The sequence below is a fragment of the Methyloterricola oryzae genome, assembly GCF_000934725.1.
Classification (GTDB): domain Bacteria; phylum Pseudomonadota; class Gammaproteobacteria; order Methylococcales; family Methylococcaceae; genus Methyloterricola; species Methyloterricola oryzae.
In genome coordinates this window covers 348,067-362,261 of sequence record NZ_JYNS01000002.1, presented here as the reverse complement: position 1 = coordinate 362,261, position 14,195 = coordinate 348,067, and the positions used below count along the sequence as shown (strand labels likewise).

At 59.7% G+C, this 14,195-nt stretch carries 7 protein-coding genes; 6 read left to right on the top strand and 1 reads right to left on the bottom strand.

The genetic code is table 11. The features are described 5' to 3' along the window. Positions 1-207 precede the first annotated feature (207 nt). From EK23_RS05405 to EK23_RS05380, 6 genes are all read left to right on the top strand, one after another. Positions 208-1,815, top strand: a complete 1,608-nt coding sequence (locus EK23_RS05405) for a ShlB/FhaC/HecB family hemolysin secretion/activation protein (RefSeq protein ID WP_045224264.1) — start codon at positions 208-210, stop codon at positions 1,813-1,815. Then, complete coding sequence (locus tag EK23_RS05400; protein WP_045224263.1) at positions 1,812-4,103, top strand: CHAT domain-containing protein; 2,292 nt, start codon at positions 1,812-1,814, stop codon at positions 4,101-4,103. The genes EK23_RS05405 and EK23_RS05400 overlap by 4 nt, the downstream gene beginning before the upstream one ends. Before the next feature lie 138 nt (positions 4,104-4,241). Continuing rightward, complete coding sequence (locus EK23_RS05395) at positions 4,242-6,800, top strand: two-partner secretion domain-containing protein (protein ID WP_082053958.1); 2,559 nt, start codon at positions 4,242-4,244, stop codon at positions 6,798-6,800. A 75-nt stretch (positions 6,801-6,875) separates the two neighbouring features. Further along, positions 6,876-9,077 carry a hypothetical protein gene (locus EK23_RS05390; RefSeq protein ID WP_045224261.1) on the top strand — a complete coding sequence of 734 codons (2,202 nt, stop codon included), beginning with the start codon at positions 6,876-6,878 and terminating at the stop codon, positions 9,075-9,077. A gap of 177 nt (positions 9,078-9,254) precedes the next feature. Beyond that, positions 9,255-11,780, top strand: a complete 2,526-nt coding sequence (locus EK23_RS21515) for a hybrid sensor histidine kinase/response regulator (protein ID WP_082053957.1) — start codon at positions 9,255-9,257, stop codon at positions 11,778-11,780. A gap of 521 nt (positions 11,781-12,301) precedes the next feature. Further along, the gene (locus tag EK23_RS05380; RefSeq protein ID WP_045224260.1) at positions 12,302-13,042 is read left to right on the top strand and encodes a DUF5765 domain-containing protein; all 741 of its coding nucleotides are present in this window, start codon (positions 12,302-12,304) and stop codon (positions 13,040-13,042) included. A gap of 60 nt (positions 13,043-13,102) precedes the next feature. Here EK23_RS05380 and ychF read toward each other — a convergent pair whose 3' ends face one another. Continuing rightward, positions 13,103-14,194 (bottom strand): redox-regulated ATPase YchF, encoded by a 1,092-nt coding sequence (gene ychF / locus EK23_RS05375; protein WP_045224259.1) that lies wholly within the window; start codon positions 14,192-14,194, stop codon positions 13,103-13,105. Position 14,195 lies beyond the last annotated feature (1 nt).

The following is a 14,195-nucleotide window of genomic DNA, read 5'->3' as shown; positions in this document are numbered from 1 at the left end:
GCGAGCGCAGGCCGAGAATTGAAGCGCGTGATCTGTTCGCGCCTCGCATTCACTCCAGCGTGATGGTGGTTTACGGCAAATGGAAGCCCTTATGCCAGGCACAGAGGGACACTGGTGATTCGCCCACACGGCCTGTGCCACGCGCTTGTGGCGCTCGCTTTGCTCTTGGCGCCCATGGCAGCGTGGCCAGCGGGCGGCCGGGAATCCATGGACCGCCCCAGTGCCAGAGCGCTGCCAATTCCCGAATATCTTCCAGATACGCGGGAACGCTTTGAACTGCCGCCGGTTCCTGTCCAGCCGGAATCGACAAAGGCCGATGCCGCCCCACGCTTGTGGATTGCCAGCATCGTCATCGACAACAACACGGTGATGCCGGCAGATAAGCTGGCGAGGCTGACGCGAGGCTACACGGGCCGAAGGGTGTCAGTGGCGGAACTTGAGGAACTGCGCCAAAAGCTGACCCGTGCCTACATCGATGCGGGATTTGTGAACTCAGGCGCGGTGATTCCCGAGCAGGACCTGCGTGCTGGCGTGCTGCACGTCAAGATCATTGAAGGCCGCATCGAGGACGTGCGCATCCATGGGCACGAAAGGCTCCGGCGCGGGTATATACGCAACCGCCTCCTCCCGCAGCGCGAGCAGCCCTTGAATGTGCTTGAACTGCAAGAACGCTTTCAATCGCTGCTGAACGATCCGCTCATTGAAGGCATGAACGGGCGAATCCTGCCCGGCAGCCAACCTGGCCTCGGCGTCCTTGACGTCGAGGTGGTGCGCGCCAGGCCTTACTATCTGGCCATTTTCGGCGACAATTACCGCCCGCCGTCCATCGGTGCGGAAGGCTTCAGCGCCACTGGCTGGCTTCGTAATCTGGCAGGAATCGGGGATGTGGTGGACTTTACCCTGACGACCAGTTCCGGTTCCAACCGCTACTACGGTGGTGTGAGCCTTCCATTGAACGACCGCGGGACAAGTCTCTTCTTTCGTTTCGATGAAGGCGATTCACGGGTCGTGGAAGAGCCGGTCCAAGACCTGGATATCCAAAGCCGGATTCATAGTCTGGAGGGCGGATTCAATCAGGCCCTGTTTGTCTCCCTGCGGCACCAGTTCAATCTTGGCGCGCTTCTGGCGGTTCGCGAAAGTGAGACCTCGCTGCTCGGCCTGCCCTTCTCTTTCGTGCCGGGAGAGGCGAGTGGCCGCAATCAGGCCACGGTCTGGCGCCTCTTTCAGGAATACAAGGGGCGATTGGAGAACCATGCCATCGCGCTGCGCTCGACGTTCAGCGTGGGCATGAATGCCCTGGGCGCCACCCCAGAACGCGACCCGCGCTTCCCGGATAGCGAATTCTTTGCCTGGCTCGGGCAGACCCAATACGCGTGGCTGCTGACAGAGAGCGGTATGCAATTGCTGGCGCGCGCGACAGCCCAGTTCAGCAATAACCCGCTGCTGCCCTTGGAGAAGATCGCCATCGGCGGTGTCGCGACGGTGCGCGGTTATCGCGAAAACTATCGGGTGACTGACGAGGGTTTCAGCTTCAGCCTGGAACTGCGTTATCCCCTGTTCGACACGACCGCGCTGGGGCGAGCCCATCGGCTCGCGCTGGTTCCGTTTTTTGATCTGGGGCGGGCTTGGGACAAGGGACAAAGCGCCGAGACAATTTATTCGGTGGGACTGGGTTTCAACTGGGAGCTGCGTCCCCTCTTCCTCGACTTTTACTATGGCCACGCGCTGACAAGCCGCGTGCCGGACACGCACGACGATATTCAGGACGACGGCATACATTTTCAGGTGCGCATGGACCTTTCGGATTTGCTATGAAGCCAGCCAATCAAAAAAAGGCGGGAGCGAAACGCGCCGCCGCAACCCGTTTCGCCATTCTTGCCGCCTGCCTTTTTGCCCTATTTGCCGCACAGGTTTCCTTCTACGCGTCAGCCGGCCAGACGGATGGGGACTTTACCGCCACGCTGACCGCGGGCACGCGCCAACTGCAGGCGGGACAGTTCCACCTGGCTCTGGATACCTTGCAGGCAGCGGTTCGAGTTGCCCCAACGCCGGCAGACAGCGCCGTAGCATCCGGGTGGCTGGGCGTGACGCATTACCGCATGCGGCATTTGAATGCGGCCGAAGACCTGCTTCACAAAGCGATCAGCGGTGATCCATCCGCCGCTGATCAGGCGCGGTGGCTTACCGCCCTTGCCGACGTGCGCGCCAGCCTCGGTGCCCGTGACGAGGCGCTGGATCTCTACCGGCAAGCCCGAGTAAAGGCCCGGGGCGACCTGGAAGCGGATGCTGCGGTTCGGCTGGCGCACGTCCGTTTGTTGGGCGCCACGGCGCGGCTTGATGCACTGCAGGCCCTTGCTGGGGATCTGGATTCTATTTCCCTCGAGCCAAGCCGGGCACGGCTGCTGCTCAATCTCGGGGCGCAGGCCAGCACGCTGGGCGAGCGGGGTGAGCGGCTGGCCTATGACAGCTTCGCCAAGGCTCGCCGCATCGGCACTGCTTCGCCGCGACTGAATGCCGAGGCGCTGGCCGGACTGGCAGGCCTGTATGAAGGCCAGCGGCGTCTGCGGGAGGCCTTGCAACTGAACGGGGAGGCGCGACAGCAAGCTGAACGCTCCGAAGCCGGTGATCTACTCATGGAACTCGAGTGGCGCGAGGGCCGGCTGCTGCGCGCCTTGAACCAGCCGCGCGAGGCCTTGGCCGCCTACCGCCGTGCCCGCCAGCAACTGGAACTGCTGAGGCCGGATATCCCGGTCGAATACCATGATGGCCGTTCATCGTTTCGCGAAACTCTGGGGCCTATCTATCTCGAACTGGCTGACCTGCTGCTCCAGCAAGCCGGGATGGAAGCACCCCCCAATGTTGCCTTGCTTCATGAAGCTCGCGACACCGTCGAACTCATCAAGCGCTCCGAGATGGAAGATTATCTGGGTGGCCGCTGCGCATTACCTCGCCCTAAGCGGACGCCCATAGAATCCCTGGACGCCCGCACCGCGGTTCTGTACCCGATCATTTTTCCCGAGCGCCTGGACATTCTGGTCGCCGTCGGCGATCAGTTGAAGCGCTACAGCCACGCAGTCCGCGCCAACACGCTGCAGGCCAGCGCCGTCCGGTTTTCCACGGCTCTGCGGGAGCAGGCGCCTGACGCAAACCAACTCTCGAGGCAGTGGTATGGTTGGCTGCTTGAGTCGGTTGAACCCTGGCTGCGTTCCCTAAACGTGGATACGCTGGTCATGGTCCCCGATGGCGCGATCCGGCTCATTGCCTTGGCGGCCTTGTTCGATGGACAACACTATGTCCTGGAGCATTACGCCACCGCGACCTCGCCAGGGCTCAGCCTGCTGGAATCCGACGCAAGCGGGGCACAAAAAGCGCAGACCCTGATCGCCGGCATGAGCACCGCCGGTCCTGTCGTCGAGAACCTTCCACCGGTATTCTTCCGCGCGCTTGCCGCCCAAAGCCGGAAAGATTGGGATGATGCCGATGCGCTGGGGGCGAAGGAACTTGAAAGTTGGGCCCAAGATCGGGACTTTCGCGCCAGTGTTGCCGAACGTATGGTTCTCCCCGGCGTGGAGCGGGAGGTCCACGAGTTGGAGCAGACCTTGCCGCACAAGGTGCTGCGCAACGATGCGTTTACCCGCAGCCGCTTTGAGCAGGAGATCGGCAGCGGCGAGTACTCGATTGTTCACATTGCTTCCCACGGTGTCCTCGGACACAGCGCCGACGTCGGCTTCATCATGGCCAGTGACGCCGTGCTCGACGTCAATGATTTCGAACGCATCTTCTCATCGGCGCGCCTGCAGCGGCGGCCTGTTGACCTCCTGACATTGAGTGCCTGCCAGACCGCGGTGGGGGATGATCGCGCCCCCCTGGGCCTCAGCGGGATCGCGCTCAAATCCCGAGTCCGGAGCGCGCTGGGATCGCTCTGGCCTGTGTCGGATGAAGCTACTGCAGACTTGATGACGGCCTTTTACCGGGCGCTTTACCAGCCGGGAACCAGCAAGGTTCAGGCCCTGCGCCGTGCCCAACTGGCCATTCTGAGGGACACGCGTTTTTCGCATCCATTCTTCTGGGCCCCGTTCATCCTGGTGGGCAACTGGCTCTGACCATACGGGGCCAGCTAAGAACCTTTCCTATATCGACAGGCGCGTTCCAACCGGCGTATAAGTGATGGGAAGGAACAATCCCGTCGTTTGAGGGGAGACAAATTGCTGATTCCACGGACCTGAAGGCTAGTGAGGGACATGAAGCTTTCGACGACAGCAAACCGGGCATTCGTCTGCGCCTTGATGCATGCGGGCCTAAGCGGCGCGTCTTTGGCCGCGGGCGGCATCGTCACCGACGGCAGCGTCGGCGGTCCTGGCGCAGCGGGCACGGTGCAAGTCCTGTCCGGCAAGAACATCGATATTCCGGAAAGTATCGGCAGTCGGGCGGGACCCAACCTTTTCCACAGCTTTTCCAGCTTCAACATCGATCGCGGGCAAACCGTCACCTTCCGCGAGACGGCGACCGGCAGCGTGGACAACGTCGTCACCCGGGTCACCGGACCCGCCGGAACGGAAATCGATGGTACGCTCCGTTCGACACCAGGGGGCCACGCCAACTTCTATCTCATCAATCCGAATGGAGTCACCTTTCGTGAAGGCGCGAGCATCGATGTCCCGGGTTCGGTTCATGTCAGCACCGCCGACCAGCTGACGTTCGCTGACGGCAAGCGCTACAGCGCCAGCGCGCCGGCGGGAAGCTCACTCAGCAGCGCGACGCCGTCTGCCTTCGGCTTTCTCGGCTCGTCTCGGGCCAATAATGCCCTGCTGCAAATCAACGGCGCCACGCTGAACGCGGCCGACGGCAAGACCTTTGATGGCGTGGCCGGCAAGGTGCAGGTCGCTTCTGTCGGCCTCATTGGATCGAATGTCAGGGCACCGGGCGGCGAAATCAGGCTGGTGGCGACACGCGGAAAGAGCGAGGTGAGCCTGAGCCGAACGGCTGAAGGCCAACTTCCCCTGCCGCAAAAGCTGCCATCCCGACACAATGCGGGTTCCCTTTCCATTTCGGACAGTTCCATGACTGTATCCGGGGAAGGCGCGGGGCGGATAGCCATTTCCGGCAACGCCGTCGCGCTTACGAGCTCCAGACTGTCGGCGAACAATCGCGGCGCAACCGAGACGACTCCCGGCAATGGCATTACATTACAGGCCGGGGACTTGACCCTGCAAAAATCGGTCGTAACAGCCAGCGCCAAGGAATTGAACGGCGTAAAACCTGGCGCCGGCAGCGCGCCGGTGGAGGTCAAAACGTCCGGGAAATTTCTGATTACAGCCTGTCAGGATGTCAGTTGCACAGGAAAGGAAGCAGGCAACAGCTATCTCGAAAGCTCCAAAGAAGGTCCTGGGAACGCTGGTGGTGTCACGGTGAAGACCGGCGGGGATCTGGTCATTCGTGGATCGGCGGACGCACCTGGCCTGGCGGTCGGCGTTTACTCGCAAGCGGAGCCCAACAGTGCCGGCGCCGCAGGATCGGTCGACATCCAGTCCAAAGGCAACATCTCGATCACGGCAGGCGGAGAAATCAGCACCACCACTTTTTCCAGCGGCAAGGCCGGCAATATTCGGGTTCGAAGCTCTGGTCAACTGACGATCGACGGTGATGGCATTCAGTCGGGCATCAGGGCTCAAACGGACGTCGACGCCCAGGGACAAGGGGGTACCGTCACAGTGAGCGCGCAACGGGGTATCGGCCTGCGCCGGTTAGGCATCATCGCCAGTTCCACGTTGGGTACAGGCGCAGCAGGCGCCGTCAAGGTAAGCACCCCGGGCGCCCTGGTCATCGACGGTCGCCTAGGCAGGGCCTCCCCTTCGCAGAAGGGCCTGGCTACCGGCATTCTCGCCGGCGCAGGGTCTGAAGATGTATTGACCACCGGCAATGCCGGCCGCGTGTCGGTCTCGGCCGCTAGAAGCGTCACGATCGCTGCGGGCGGTGAGATATCGGGATACACCTATAGTTCCGGTCGAGGAGGGAAGGTCCGCGTTGCCGCAGATCAGGTGAACCTGTCCGGAGGCAGCATCAATGCCCGCTCAATTGGCCCCGGTTCGAGCGGCAGGACCGGCAGCATTGCGGTGTCGGCCACCAGCCAGGTAATCGCGAACGGGAAAGGCAACATTTCCCTGGAGAACCAATCCGAACAGCCCCAGCCCGCTGGGTCTAGACCCGGCGCCATTGTGATATCCGCACCGGTTGTATCATTGGAAAATGGCGCGAAGATTCTAACCGAGGCACAAAGTCTCAACGGTGGCCGAATCACCATCAGCAGCGGCTACCTCATGCTCAGCAACTCAAAACTGAGTACCTCAGTCAAGGCGGATCCGGGAAACGGCGGCGACATTCTGATCGACGCCGATTCCCTGGTGCTTGACATAGGGGCAATCGAGGCAAACGCCATTAGCGGAAATGGCGGCTCTATCAACCTCGACTTGCAGGCCCTTATCCCGAGCAGCAGCACGCTCAACGGCAAGGAATTCGCCTACGAGCCTGTGTTCCGCCAGGGGAGAGAAAGGTTTGAGTGGAAGAAATCCAGCATCTTTGACAATGTCATTCAGGCGGTTTCCGAAAGTGGGCTGAGCAATCAGATCCGCTCGACCGCACCTCAGCTCAATTTGAACGGCGTCCTTTCCAACCTCGGCGCTCCCGCCTTCGAAGGCACTTTATTGGATCCGAACTACTGCGCGAGAGGCCAGGAAAGCCGTCTATCGATACTCGGCAAGGGGGGGCTTCCGCCCAAAGGAAGTGACTTGATTCTGTACTAGGACAGATCTTGATCACCACCGGGAACGCGGGTCCGGCACAGCGTTTAGGCACTGTTATGTTTGGAGGAATCTGCAATGACGCACGCCATGAACTCGGATTTGACCCCGCTCGGCCGGCACACGAATCAGCGGTTCATGACCACCATAACAGTGCTTTTAGCTGCCGCGCTGTTGGCGAATGGCTCGGCCTCACAAGCAGCGACCTGCTCGACGGGCGGCTTGAGCACCCGATTTATCGGCGCCACTATTTTCAAGGACAGGGACAAGACTGGTACGTTGACGCCGCGCGATAAGTCGTGCGCGACCAACACAGAGGGACGCTTCAAAGCGCCAAAGGGACCGGGCAAGCTATTTATGTCAGGTGGCGCCGAGCAGGGTTCTGCAACCCCGAATCCATTCATTTTATCAGCGCCGGCAGACGCTAAAGGGATCGGCATCCTAAGCACCGTCTGGCAGCTTCTGCTCAATAAGCACAAGGTCAAAGCGCGTCGTATCCCTGCGATGTTTGGGCTGAGTCCGTCGTATACCTTGAAAAGCTACAGTTTCATCCCCTCAAACAAACCAAAAACCCTGGCATTACAACGCTTGGATCGCCAACTGCATACGGTGCTCGAATTGTCCCTGGCCGCATCCGGCGCTGCCCCGCAAGCACTCCTTGGAAACCTCGCCGCCACCCTGCCGGGTATGCAGCAACCCCTGGATATGGCGAACGCCGCTCAAATCAGCCAGCTCATTGCGGCGCCAGCCATGCAACTGAACCTGACAGAGCTGCAGCGCAAGCAGATCGTTGAGACCGGGAGCGCCTTCAATGCCGCGCCGGCCAGCCAAGCCGGGCAGTGGGATGCGTTATCGCAGTTGCGGGCCAGGGCGGCTGCCCTCATGACAGCAGGTGACTATGCATGCCTTGCCAAGTGTTTCAGCGCGAGTGCCATCCCGCAGCAGTTGAGCGGCGTTACGTGTCCTTGCGACAGCACAATACCCTCTGGGAATCTCCTGGCCATCACCCAATTGGATGAGGATACTATCGGCGATCCCAGAGATCCGGAGCAGGTCCAGGACTTTACAACAAAAGGCCCTGTGAATGCGCTCCGCGGCACGGCAGCCTCCAATGTAGCGGAGGTGGTCTTGTTTCAAGGCGTGACCGAACTCGGAAGCGTGAGTGTCAGCGGCGGAACATGGTCCTTTCCATTGTCCACCGACAAATATCCCGAGGGTCAGTACACCTTTACCGCGGTCGGCCGCGACGCCAGCGGGGCAGAACTGCCCGGGCAAGTCCAGCGTGTGGTCCTCGTTCTGACTGTTACCCCAAAGAAGCCAACGCCGCTCCCCGGGGGTATCAGTGAAAATCAGCTTCCAGGACGTTTTCCTGAGACCTCCTCGGAGTCCTGGTTCATCGTCGACATCCCGCCCGGCGGCCGGGCCTATGTAGAACTGCGTGAGCTACTCGCCGATGGAAGAACCGAATTTGGCCCAGTTCTTGGACCCTATGACATCCTATTGAGTTCGGAAGGCCATTATCAGATGGATGTCACGGAGCGACTCGCCCCTGGCCAATACAACCTGAAATTGTTCGTGACGGATCTGGCCGGCAACACAAGTTGCTCCGCCAGCATAGCGGTCACCGATCCTGATCCGCAATGCGCGCAGCAGGCGGGAGCGATTGATCGGCCATTTACGGTCGCCTCAACGGGCAAAACCCTGGGTATCAATCAACCTGACCTCGTTACCTTTCCGAACGCGGTGAATTTGTCCGGCACGTGGAGCGGGGCAGACGCCAATGGCCTGGCGATTAGCCTTTTCGCCGATGGCGATTCAAACGAACTGCCCCTTGACCTCGTCCCGCAGACGAACGGGATCACATTTTCGTGGTCTTTGGCGGTGACAAAGGATGTCCTCCAACCGGGCAAGAGATTCAGTGTCCAGGCAGACTATAGCTATGTAAACCGTAAGAATACGGTCACGAGTTCAACGACGCCTGAACTTTCAGGATCATTGTTTGGAGCTGACCCCAAGCGGCTGATCATCATCATCTGCGACGACTTTCCGGACGATATCAGCGAGATTTGCCTCCAGCCGGTCTTTGATGCCGTGGCTGGGCCTGGAATCAGCATCGTCGGCGGCACCTGGCGACTAAAAGTCTCGCCGGATCCGCTTCCTCCCAAGCAATATCGCGTCCTGACGGCACAGGTCGAAACCACTGAGCCTCTCTTCAGGCGCAAAGTAATGGGTGTTGATTTTCTCACGATTGATCCGGTGGTCGCGATAGAACTGCCGTAACGTATGGGACGCTCAGACATTGCCGTTGTGGGTTCGGGTGCCGCGGGATGGCTTCTTGAGACAGTGCTGGGAAGCCGCAAAGACGGCTCGAAGAGTCCGGCTGTGATACCCGCCGACATTACATGAAAATGGAACATTCCAGGGGCTCTGGTAACCTAACGCCGTGTCTCAGCCAGGATGATTAAAACGACAATGCTTCACGCCAAAGGGCTTGCTTGCGATGGCTATTTCACGGGCCTGTGCGCTGTCGCCGCCTTGGTGGGCTTTCAGGTGCAGTTTAAGCATGTTTTCGGTAACAACCCGCCGGTGCTGTTGTGCCTAGCCGCGGTTCTGCTCGCGGTATGGCATGGTAACCTGCGCGCAGGTTTGTCGACGGTAGTGGCAAGTGTGTTTGCCAGCGCTTATTTCCTGATGGAGCCATACCATTCCTTTGCGGTCGCTAGACCCAGCGAAATCATGCGCTTGGCGCTGCTGGCCGGAGTCGGCACCCTCCTGAGCGGCGTCATGGCCTTACTTCGAAGACACGAAGCGCAGGCGCTACAGCGTGCAACCGATCATGCAATCCAACTTCAGGGTGATGTCGCCAGACGCATGGAGATTGAAAAAGCCCTGGTGGAAACCCAAGCGCAGCTGGAGCGTGGCGTGGCCGATCGAACCACAGAGCTGCGAGTGGCCATTCAGGAAATCGAGCGACAGAGTCGTTACATCGAAGCATTCTTCCAGCATTCCCTCACGCCTCTGGTGATACTGGACCGCAAATTCAACTTCGTTCGGGTCAATCAGGCCTATGCCGATGCCTGCGAGAAACGTCCGGAAGACTTCATAGGACGAAACCATTTTGACTTCTATCCCAGCGATGCCAGGTCGATTTTCGACGAGGTCGTGCGAAGCCGCCGTCCGTTCCACGCGCACGCTCGCCCCTTCGTTTTTCCTGACCACCCGGATTGGGGAACAACTTACTGGGACTGGACCCTGACGCCCCTTTTGGATCACGCTGGTGAGGTTGAGGTGCTGTTTTTCGCCCTGGAAGACGTCACTGTGCGCCGACGCGCCGAGCTTGAATTAGCGCAATACAATGACCGTCTCGAAGCCAAGGTCTGCGAACAAACCCGCGCACTGGAACAAACCAATGCGCAGCTACAGGCGGATATTGCGAATAGGGAGGCCGCCGAGCGCCAGCGTTTCGAACTGGAAGGCAGGCTCACCAAGATCGCCGAAACCGCGCCAGGGGTAATCTGCTCTTTTCGGCAAACGCCGGCCGGAGCGATGTCCTTTCCTTACTCCAGCCCAAACATCATGGAGATCTACGGCATCCCTCCGGAGTCGTTGGCGCAGGATGCCGCTCCAGTTTTCGACATGCTCCCGCCGGAAGATGTCGAGCGTTTGAAGTCGAGCATCGCCGAATCCGCCCGCGACTTGGCACCTTGGCACGACGAATGGCGCGTGAACCACCCGGTAAAAGGGCAAATTTGGGTCGAGGGCAAGTCCATACCGGCTCAGGACGCTGATGGCAGCGTCCTGTGGTATGGGTTTATCCACGATATAACCGAGCGCAAGCGGGTTGAGGATATTCTGCGCCAGGCGGACCGCCGCAAGAACGAGTTTTTGGCCATGCTCGGCCATGAACTGCGCAACCCGCTGACCCCCATCCGAAATGCGGTCCAGATTCTGCAGTTGCAACCGCCCCGAGATTCTTCCGAGCAGTGGGCGCGCGACGTGATCGAGCGGCAGTTGGGGCAAATGACCAGGCTGCTCGACGATCTGCTGGATGTGGCTCGCATCATGAATGGCAAGGTAACACTGCTGCGCGAGCCTATCGATCTGAACCAGATTATCGATGCTGGGGTCGAAAGCTGCCATCCACTCGTGGAAATGCGCGATCAGGAACTCGTTATCGACCGCGCCAATGAGCCTTTATGGGTCGAAGGGGACCGAGTCCGACTGACCGAGGTGCTCGCCAATTTGCTGAACAACGCATCCAAATACACCGGGAACGGCGGTCGCATTGAACTGAGGCTGGTTTCCGATGGTGAAACCGCTCTGATACAGGTGAAGGATACCGGCATAGGGATTGCGCCGGAATCCATTGAGCCTATCTTTGACCTGTTTGCCCAGGCTGGCCGCTCGCTTAGGGCATCTCAAGGAGGCCTAGGCATCGGTCTGAGCTTGGCACGGCGGTTGGTGGATCTGCATGGCGGGACGCTGTCGGCCAGCAGCGAGGGCCTAGGCCAAGGCAGCGAGTTCCGGGTTCGTCTGCCACTGTTAAGCGCCTACCGATACGTCTCGCCAGCCGATACTCCAGTCTCTGGCAGACTCCCATCCATGCGCATTCTGGTTGTGGACGACTTCGCGGACATCGCGCAAAGTCTCGCCTTGCTGCTACGCAATCACGGGCACCAGGTTGAATTGGCCTGCAGCGGTGCCGAGGCAATAGCTCGGGCCAGGTCCTTTCGCCCGGAGGTGGTTATGATGGATATCGGTTTGCCCGACATGGACGGACATGAGGTCGCCCGCCGGTTGCGGGAGCGACCCGAAACCCGCGACGCCAGCTTGATTGCAATTACCGGGTACGGTCAGCCAACAGATGTCGAATCCACCAGTCGGTCCGGGTTCGATGAGCATCTGGTTAAACCCGTAGCGTTCAAAGACATCAGAGCGGCGCTCTTAGCGCACGCCAGCAAAAAACTGCAAGGCGCAGCGTGACCCAAGCACCGTAAGCTGGGTAACTGCATGCATTGAAGGCATGAACCTCCAGACGATCCCTCGATATCAAGCCTTGGGATGAGTGCCAAGATCATTCTATCCCTCCTTGAAATGCCGGATTAATGGACTCTGAGTCCCGCTATTCAAGCCGACAAGCAGCCGAAACAGGCACTTACGCGGCGCCGAAGAACGGCCATCCCCATGATTGCCTAGGTGATCTCGGCTATGGTCTCGTTGGCAGCTCTGATTGAAAAGTAACCGACTGGCGACAGACATCCTGCCGCGGACGCGCGGCGGCTTTGGGTTAGTGTCATCACATTCTGGTGAGTGGAGAACTGTGATGACTGTTGAAACAGATCGGCTGCAGGGAGCGGCTGAGGGCCGCGCAGGCAGTCTATGGAGTCGCGCTGACGCGCTTTGCCGTATACAATCGGAACTTGAGGGCTGCAGGCGCCAGAAACGCCGATCCCGGATTTTCGCAGATGTTCCCGCGCCAACAACAATTCAAAGTAAGGGTCCTTATGTGTTTCAGTCCTGACATGTCGCTTGGTTTGGGAATCGCAGGTTTCGTGGCCTCCGGGGTCACGTTTCTGGACAAGGAAGAGCGGTTTTGGGTACGCACCGCCAGGGCTTACGCCATATTCCACTTTTCCCTGATGGAACTGATCCAGTTCTTCGCCTATCCCGTGGCGAACCAGTGCGGCTACGGAACCAATATGTTCCTCAGCGAATTGTCCACCTACCACATAAGCCTGCAGGCGTTTGCCATCATGCCGGCACTGGCGACCTACTCGTCTGACAAGACGGCGCTCAAGAAAGCCTTCATGATCGGCACGGTGTTAAGTTCATGTTTCCTGATCTTTAGTCAGATGCCGAATGACCGCCAACTGTTCGACATCGAGCCGAATTTCATCGGGCGCATGGTGTCCTGCCTGTACCTGGGCAAGTATCACATCGCCTACGCCATCTCCAGCGCCTACGGCTTGGTCACCACCCATGGTTCCCTGTTCGCCCTAGCCTTGAGCGGGTTCCTGTGGCGGGATAACTGGAAAATCGCTTCCTACCACTGCGGCATGGCCATCGCGACGCTGTTCTTGCCGCAATGGCTATTTGGCGTTTCCACCGGCGAAGCAGCGGCTATCTATTGCTTCTATTCGATTCCGATCACGGCCAGTTTCATGCCGCAATTCAAGAAGTTCTTTACCGTGACGCCGCCGGATCGGCGCTTCGATCAGGAATGCGACAACGAGAGTCCGGCTTGACCCGGACTCATGGATTCCGCAAGGACGCGGTCGGCGGTTCCGAAGATCCCTTAGTAATCCCTAGACGTTAAAGCGGAAATGCACCACATCGCCGTCATGCATGACGTATTCCTTGCCCTCCAGGCGCCATTTTCCCGCATCCTTGGCGCCTTGCTCACCCTTGTTGGCGATGAAGTCGTCATAGGCGATGACTTCGGCACGGATGAAGCCCTTCTCGAAATCCGTGTGGATGACGCCGGCCGCCTGCGGAGCCGTGGCGCCCACCGGTATGGTCCACGCCCTGACTTCCTTCACGCCCGCAGTAAAATAGGTCTGTAGCTTCAGCAGCTTGTAGCCGGCGCGAACCACCCGGTTCAAGCCCGGCTCGTCGAGCCCGAGATCCGCCAAGAAGTCCGCCTTGTCGGCTTCGTCCAACTGCGCGATCTCCGCCTCCAGCGCTGCGCACACGGGAACCACCATGGCTCCCTCCTCATCCGCCAATGCCTGGACTTTATCCAGCAGCGGATTGTCATGAAAGCCGCCTTCGTCCACGTTGGCGATGTACATGGTTGGTTTGAGGGTAAGGAGGAACAGGTCACGTATCAATGCCCGTTCGTCCTCGTCCAGATCAAGCGAACGTGCCGGCTTTCCGGCATCCAGATGCGTGGTCAGACGCTCAAGAATCTCCTTCTTGTGCAACTCGTCCTTGTTGCCGGACTTGGAATTCTTGATGGAGCGCTGCAGCGCCTTGTCCACCGAGGCCATATCCGCCAGGATCAGTTCGGTATGAATGACTTCGATATCGGAGATGGGATCGACCTTGCCCGCCACATGCACCACGTCATCGTTTTGAAAGCAGCGCACCACGTGGGCGATGGCGTCGGTCTCCCGGATGTGGGCCAGGAACTGGTTGCCCAGCCCCTCGCCTTTGGATGCCCCGGCAACCAGGCCGGCGATGTCGACAAACTCGATGGCGGTGGGCACCACCCGCTCCGGCTTGACGATGACAGCCAGGGCATCGAGGCGCGGATCGGGCACCGGCACAACCCCCACGTTGGGATCAATGGTGCAGAAGGGGTAGTTCTCGGCCGCGATGGCCGCCTTGGTCAATGCGTTGAAGAGAGTGGACTTGCCCACGTTGGGCAAGCCGACGATGCCACAGTAAAGCGCCATG

Bases quoted from the DNA above. Each gene is read 5' to 3' on its own strand.
- EK23_RS05405 (WP_045224264.1), top strand. From the start codon at position 208: ATGGACCGCCCCAGTGCCAGAGCGCTGCCAATTCCCGAATATCTTCCA.
- EK23_RS05400 (WP_045224263.1), top strand. From the start codon at position 1,812: ATGAAGCCAGCCAATCAAAAAAAGGCGGGAGCGAAACGCGCCGCCGCA.
- EK23_RS05395 (WP_082053958.1), top strand. From the start codon at position 4,242: ATGAAGCTTTCGACGACAGCAAACCGGGCATTCGTCTGCGCCTTGATG.
- EK23_RS05390 (WP_045224261.1), top strand. From the start codon at position 6,876: ATGACGCACGCCATGAACTCGGATTTGACCCCGCTCGGCCGGCACACG.
- EK23_RS21515 (WP_082053957.1), top strand. From the start codon at position 9,255: ATGATTAAAACGACAATGCTTCACGCCAAAGGGCTTGCTTGCGATGGC.
- EK23_RS05380 (WP_045224260.1), top strand. From the start codon at position 12,302: ATGTGTTTCAGTCCTGACATGTCGCTTGGTTTGGGAATCGCAGGTTTC.
- ychF (WP_045224259.1), bottom strand. From the start codon at position 14,194: ATGGCGCTTTACTGTGGCATCGTCGGCTTGCCCAACGTGGGCAAGTCC.